Origin of the sequence: Bacillus sp. JJ1764, from assembly GCF_036962145.1 — a bacterium.
Lineage (GTDB): Bacteria > Bacillota > Bacilli > Bacillales > Cytobacillaceae > Neobacillus.
The window spans coordinates 198-5,659 of the sequence record NZ_JBALNY010000056.1 but is presented as its reverse complement, the minus strand read 5'-3'; the positions used below and the strand labels follow the sequence as shown (position 1 = coordinate 5,659).

Below are 5,462 nucleotides of genomic sequence, written 5' to 3'. Positions count from 1 at the left end.
GCCGAGGAGGCTCGCCGAAACGCCCACGAACCGCTTGCACCTTGAGCGAAAGTCAACAGACAAGTTTAACAGAGCCTTATATTTGAAAAACAGGAAATTTTACACTACTATTAATGGTAGAATATACGAAAAGAGAGGATATTTGGATGAATTCTTTACCGGTATTACCAACGATTAGCACATCATTCATTATTTTAAGTGCTCTAACTGTTGCAATTGGCTGGTGGCAAATCAAGCAAAGAAAGATTGATGCACATAAAAAAACGATGTTAGTGGCTGCAGTATTTGCTCTTATTTTCTTTATTATTTATGCTTCGAGGACACTTTTTATCGGAAATACCTCGTTTGGCGGGCCTGAAAGTATTAAAATTTATTATACTATTTTTTTAATCTTTCATATCACATTAGCTACGGTTGGGGCAGTTTTGGGAATTGTGTCACTTTATTCAGGATATAAAGACAAATTGAACATTCATAGAAAACTGGGGCCTATTACCAGTATTGTTTGGTTTTTTACAGCGCCAACAGGTGTGGTAGTGTATCTACTACTATATGTGTTTTATCGAGGCGGGGAAACGACCTCATTGATTAAGGCTATTCTTGGATTTTAGACAGAAAAGGCGCATGGAATCATCCATGCGCCGATTTTTATTCTATAGTGCAAACTGACTTATGTCATGATTAATTTGTTCTAGAAGTTTATTGCATTGATTTACTAGTGAAGCCGGGAAGTTTTCTCCTTCACCGTATTCAACGCCATGAGGGTAATAATGCTTTCCTAACAGCGGTTTCATTAATTGGACTGTTGCTTTAAAGGTATCGACATCACCTTCAATTGCATATCCCTGAACACGAAGGTAGAATACGCCTTCTCGTAATTCAAATTTACGATCATATGTAACACGTTCGTAATCCCATTGACCTGCACGAACCAGGCCGTAGTTTTCCATTACATCATCAATTCTGTTTAAATCTGCTTTAAGCTTTTCAATTCCCGTGTTTTCAAATCTCATGTTAAAATCCCTCCTAAAGCCTTTACCCCTAAGTTCATTTTTTGGCTATATAGCAACTTTAATTCATTTTAATAATAGATGAAATTGTTTGAACTTGCAATGAATACATTCGCTGAATAAAATAAACTCTTTTGGAAATGTTAAGATATGTGAAAAAAATTCAATGAGGTGAAACCATGGAAAAAATACGTGATATTATGACTGATGAAATTGAATGCTGTACGTTATTAGATAATATTTATGAGGTTGCTGTGAAAATGAAAGAGTTAAATGTAGGGGCCATTCCAATTGTGGATAACGAGAAGTTAGTAGGAATGATTACTGACCGTGATATTGTAATTAGATGTGTGGCTGAAAAACACCCGGGTTCATCTAAAGTGGAGGAGATCATGAGCCATGAGATGATTACTATTTCTCCGGATTCATCCTCTAGAGAAGCAGTTCAATTAATGGCTAAGCATCAAATTCGTCGTTTGCCGGTTGTTGAGGGCGATAAACTAATTGGGATTGTGTCTCTTGGTGACTTTGCTGTCCGTGAATTGACTGATGATCAGGCAAAAGAAGCCCTTACTCAAATATCGGAACAAAACTATAATGGTGTACAGCATTAAACAAATTAATGACATCAAGTAAATTCAATTTTGTCTGCAGGTGCCCTAGAGTGCCTGTTTTTCTTTGGTTTTCATTAAGTTTTTAGGCATGTTAGATAACAGCTATTAATATTTTTTATAAATGATATAATACTTTTAACTTGATAGTAAAATATAGACGGAATAGAAAGGGTGTTGGCGCTGCGAACACTTTTAAGAATAATGGTTCTTTCAGCTGTGTTTCTTACCATTGGTTTTTACCTTGGGACAAATGATAAAAATCCAGAAAAAGTATTAATCAAGGAAGACCATACATCAGAAATGGATAATACTAAGACTTCTGCCCCAGAAAATAATCAAAATGATAAAATAGGTTTGGATAAACCAAAGGAAGGTTTGTCCCTATTAATAGGGAAAGATATAACACAATTAGAACAAGATTATGGGGCACCACAGAGAATAGATGAAACGCTATACGGTTATCAATGGTATATTTATAATCAGAATGACCAACATTATCTGCAAGTCGGGGTTCAAAATAATAGGATTGTAACCATCTTTGTTTTAGGAGAAAGTTTAGATGTAACACCATTTGAAATAGGACAGCCAATGGAGGAAATTTTTAATACTGCCTTCTTTGATACAAATATTAAAATTGATTTAAATGGCAACTCCTATCGTTTTGAATTAAATGACACTGATTTAAATTTAAGACCTCTGATCCAATTAGGAGATGTTTATGCACAGCTTTATATCGATAAGTTCACTGGAAATCTATCTAGTGTTCGTTTTTTGGATGCGGAGACGATTATTAAACAACGTCCATATGAGCTTGTTTATCGCGGGGATTTACTGGATACTGCGGCGCCGAGTGAGGAGATGTGGAAAACCATTGAAACAGGCGCTCAGCAGGAAATTTTTGATATCACGAATGTATTGAGAAAAAGATATAGTGTAAAAACGTTAAAATGGGATGACGCTACTGCTGAAGTTGCCTACAACCATAGTAAAGATATGGCTGAAAATAATGATTTCTCGCATATCTCTAAAAAATTTGGGGGCTTAACAGATCGACTAAACAAGGCTGAAGTCGAATATCAGTCAGCTGGAGAAAATATAGCAGCTAACTATACCGATGGACCGGCTGTCGTCGAGGGGTGGTTAAATAGTAAAAGTCACCGAGAGTCGTTATTAAATAAGGACTTTACTCATCTGGGGGTCGGAGTTTTTCAAAAGTATTATACGCAAAACTTTATTCAGAAACCGTAAAAGAAGTAAAGGTGGCAGAATGTCTGTCACCTTTTTTACTGATGCTCAATCCTAAAATCACTAAATAAAAAATGATGATTTGTCCAGCTTCCATAAAGTAGAATCACGTCACCAGGGTTAAAAACATCCTTCTTCATATTTTTATGAATCGGCGAGGTTTTTTTTGCTGTTATTGTTTTAGCATTTGTTTGAAGTTGGAGGATTTGTACTAATATATATCGATGATAATAATACCGCTGTTTCTCTTCCCTAACATTTAGTATTTTTCCTTTCACAATCGACTCATGAGGCACCTCAGCAGTTGCCAGCCATTTAGCGTCGTGCTCCTTCATTTCTTTTTTGGTTAACCAATAAAAATAAATTAAAACGATTGGGATTATAATGGCTGTCACCATTACCGCCAGCTCCTTGCCCTTATTTCTCGATGATAAAGAAAGTACCGGTTGCGTAGGCAATCTTTTTTCCATCACTGCGGAAGGCTTCTCCAGAGATGACCATCGTTTTAGTCCCCCTATGAATCATTTCCGCTTTACAGATTAGGTAATCGCCAATACCTGGCGCAATATAATGAATATTAAGCTGATTTGTCACAGCACCTTGTCCTTCCGGGAGAGAATAATTAGCGAAAAAGCCCATTGCTGTGTCCAAAACAGTTGCTGTAATGCCTCCATGGACGATTTGTAAGTTATTATGGATTAAAGGAGTGATTGGAATCTTAATTTCAAGTGAATTTTCATTCACCTTCGGTTCCATATGCAGGATGTTCCCAATATAAGTAGTTCTGTTTTGTGTAATTTTATTCTGAACACCTTGCAATAAGGAATGAAGAATTTCCAGATCCGTTTCAGACCCTTGTTCAATGCAGGTATTCAAAAGCTGTTTTAGTTTATCTTTCATGACTTAACCTCTTTCTTTACTTTTTCTGTTCACATCTTACCATGTAGTACAAGATAAATAAATCAATTGACATACAACACTCCTCACCATTTTCTTTTCATTGCATACTTTATTAACGGGATGATTTTGGGCAGAGGTGATAAAAGTGACACAAAAAAAATTACACCCATCCGTTCTTAAATTTAAAGAGTTTGTTAAAAATAATCCAAAGCTCATTCAAGAAGTAAGAAAAGGAAATTCCAACTGGCAGGAACTTTATGAGGATTGGTATTTATTAGGCGAAGATGATCCGAGATGGGAAAAAGTCGGGGAAGAAACCGAAGAGGAGCATTCGGATCAATCGGAAAAGAAAAGCGATCTTATGTCTAATATTATGGGAATGGTAAAGAAAATGGATCCCAATCAAATGCAGGGCCATATTACGAACCTTAGTCAGGCCTTAGGAGCGATTCAAGGTTTGCTTTCACAATTTCAAGGTAATAATACTGGAGCAGGACCTGCTAAGCCATCGGAGGGTCCGAAGCACCCATTTTCGTTTAGACAGGACTAATGGATGGTGAAACAAATTGAGAAGTGAAGTATTAGAGTATATTAAACGACAAAAAGATTTAAGTCAATTCGTCCGGGAACAACCGCTTTGGTATCGAAAATTGTCCAGAAATCCATACGATTTACAGGCATTTGAAGCGGCATCATTACAATTTTATAAAAAGACTATTCCTGACCAGGTAGATAAGTTTACTAATGGAGTACAAATGGCATCTATGATGTATTCCATGTTCCAGGCTATGAAAAATCAAAGCTGACAAGGCACAAAATTCGGTGCCTTTTTATTTTTGCATCAGATTAAAATACAATCTGGGAGCGAACACTACTCCTATAAGGAGTGGTTACTGGTGAACAAAAAAATCCTAATAGGCTTCGTAATGCTGTTAACAGGAATCATCATGGTATCACAGGAACAAGTCATCAGAAATGACACAATTGTGGCAAAAAATAAAGAAGTAGAAACACGATCCGTCTTTAAGCTTGTTTCAACCGAACTGCCAACTTTAAATGTAAAACATGAAACAAAGGGAAACCAAGTATTTGTAGAAACTATTCTTACTGGCATCAGTTTTAGGGAAGATGATAATCTTGGGCAAAAAAATGTTAAAATGGTTGTTTGGATCGATGGTAAAAAGTATTTAGAAGTCAAAAGTGCAGCCTTTATTATAAAAGGATTACCAGCTGGGAGCCACCAAATTAAGTTAGAAATCTATTCTTTAGAAAATCAACCTGTGGGGCTTGCAAAGGAGTTTATGGTAAATATCCCTAAGTAACGGAAATTTTCGCTTTCTTAAAGTATTCATGGTAAAATGACTTTGGAGGTGGGCATGAGTGCTTGCAACAACAGAAAGTGTAGAATTAGTAGAATTTGCAGAAGCGATTGGTAAAATGGTCTTAGAGTCTGATATCGCCCAGCACTATCGAACCTGCTTAAATAAATTAAAACGCAGCTCTGAAGCACAGCGTAAAATAGATCAGTTTGTTAAGACGAAGGAACTTTATGAGGAAGCCCAACGATTTGGTAGATATCATCCTGACTATAAAAGAGTCATGATTGAGGTTCGTCAATTTAAACGCGAAATGGATTTAGACCCAGATGTAGCGGAGTTTAAATTGGCTGAGATGGATTTACAAAGTCTATTGG

General features: G+C 36.5%; 10 protein-coding genes. 7 read left to right on the top strand and 3 right to left on the bottom strand.

Translation table 11 applies throughout. The annotated features are described in order from the left end of the window. Nucleotides 1–146 precede the first annotated feature (146 nt). Complete coding sequence (locus tag V7083_RS09500) at nt 147–611, top strand: DUF420 domain-containing protein (protein WP_335477282.1); 465 nt, start codon at nt 147–149, stop codon at nt 609–611. Between the two features lie 42 nt (nt 612–653). Here V7083_RS09500 and V7083_RS09495 read toward each other — a convergent pair whose 3' ends face one another. Further along, complete coding sequence (locus V7083_RS09495) at nt 654–1,013, bottom strand: YugN family protein (RefSeq protein WP_335477281.1); 360 nt, start codon at nt 1,011–1,013, stop codon at nt 654–656. Nucleotides 1,014–1,189: 176 nt separating this feature from the next. Here V7083_RS09495 and V7083_RS09490 point away from each other — a divergent pair, with 176 nt between their 5' ends. After that, nucleotides 1,190–1,624, top strand: coding sequence for a CBS domain-containing protein (locus V7083_RS09490; RefSeq protein WP_335477280.1), 435 nt, complete (start codon nt 1,190–1,192; stop codon nt 1,622–1,624). A 174-nt stretch (nt 1,625–1,798) separates the two neighbouring features. Then, nucleotides 1,799–2,872 carry a CAP domain-containing protein gene (locus tag V7083_RS09485; RefSeq protein WP_335477279.1) on the top strand — a complete coding sequence of 358 codons (1,074 nt, stop codon included), beginning with the start codon at nt 1,799–1,801 and terminating at the stop codon, nt 2,870–2,872. Nucleotides 2,873–2,907: 35 nt separating this feature from the next. Here the strand turns inward: V7083_RS09485 and V7083_RS09480 are convergent, their stop codons facing one another. Both V7083_RS09480 and V7083_RS09475 read right to left on the bottom strand, forming a co-directional pair. Beyond that, nucleotides 2,908–3,267 carry a hypothetical protein gene (locus V7083_RS09480; RefSeq protein ID WP_335477278.1) on the bottom strand — a complete coding sequence of 120 codons (360 nt, stop codon included), beginning with the start codon at nt 3,265–3,267 and terminating at the stop codon, nt 2,908–2,910. Between the two features lie 19 nt (nt 3,268–3,286). Beyond that, nucleotides 3,287–3,769, bottom strand: coding sequence for a PaaI family thioesterase (locus V7083_RS09475; protein ID WP_335477277.1), 483 nt, complete (start codon nt 3,767–3,769; stop codon nt 3,287–3,289). Nucleotides 3,770–3,914: 145 nt separating this feature from the next. Between V7083_RS09475 and V7083_RS09470 the strand changes: the two genes are divergently transcribed. The 4 genes from V7083_RS09470 to V7083_RS09455 all read left to right on the top strand — a co-directional run. Beyond that, the gene (locus V7083_RS09470) at nt 3,915–4,319 is read left to right on the top strand and encodes a YlbD family protein (RefSeq protein ID WP_335477276.1); all 405 of its coding nucleotides are present in this window, start codon (nt 3,915–3,917) and stop codon (nt 4,317–4,319) included. Nucleotides 4,320–4,335: 16 nt separating this feature from the next. Next, nucleotides 4,336–4,575 (top strand): YlbE-like family protein, encoded by a 240-nt coding sequence (locus V7083_RS09465; protein WP_335477275.1) that lies wholly within the window; start codon nt 4,336–4,338, stop codon nt 4,573–4,575. Between the two features lie 90 nt (nt 4,576–4,665). Further along, a complete protein-coding gene (locus tag V7083_RS09460) occupies nt 4,666–5,091 on the top strand; it encodes a hypothetical protein (RefSeq protein WP_335477274.1) in 426 nt (141 codons plus the stop codon). 58 nt (nt 5,092–5,149) lie between these two features. After that, a partial coding sequence (locus tag V7083_RS09455) for a YlbF family regulator (protein ID WP_335477273.1) occupies nt 5,150–5,462 on the top strand: 313 nt, incomplete at its 3' end.

Bases quoted from the DNA above. Each gene is read 5' to 3' on its own strand.
- V7083_RS09500 (WP_335477282.1), top strand. From the start codon at position 147: ATGAATTCTTTACCGGTATTACCAACGATTAGCACATCATTCATTATT.
- V7083_RS09495 (WP_335477281.1), bottom strand. From the start codon at position 1,013: ATGAGATTTGAAAACACGGGAATTGAAAAGCTTAAAGCAGATTTAAAC.
- V7083_RS09490 (WP_335477280.1), top strand. From the start codon at position 1,190: ATGGAAAAAATACGTGATATTATGACTGATGAAATTGAATGCTGTACG.
- V7083_RS09480 (WP_335477278.1), bottom strand. From the start codon at position 3,267: ATGGTGACAGCCATTATAATCCCAATCGTTTTAATTTATTTTTATTGG.
- V7083_RS09475 (WP_335477277.1), bottom strand. From the start codon at position 3,769: ATGAAAGATAAACTAAAACAGCTTTTGAATACCTGCATTGAACAAGGG.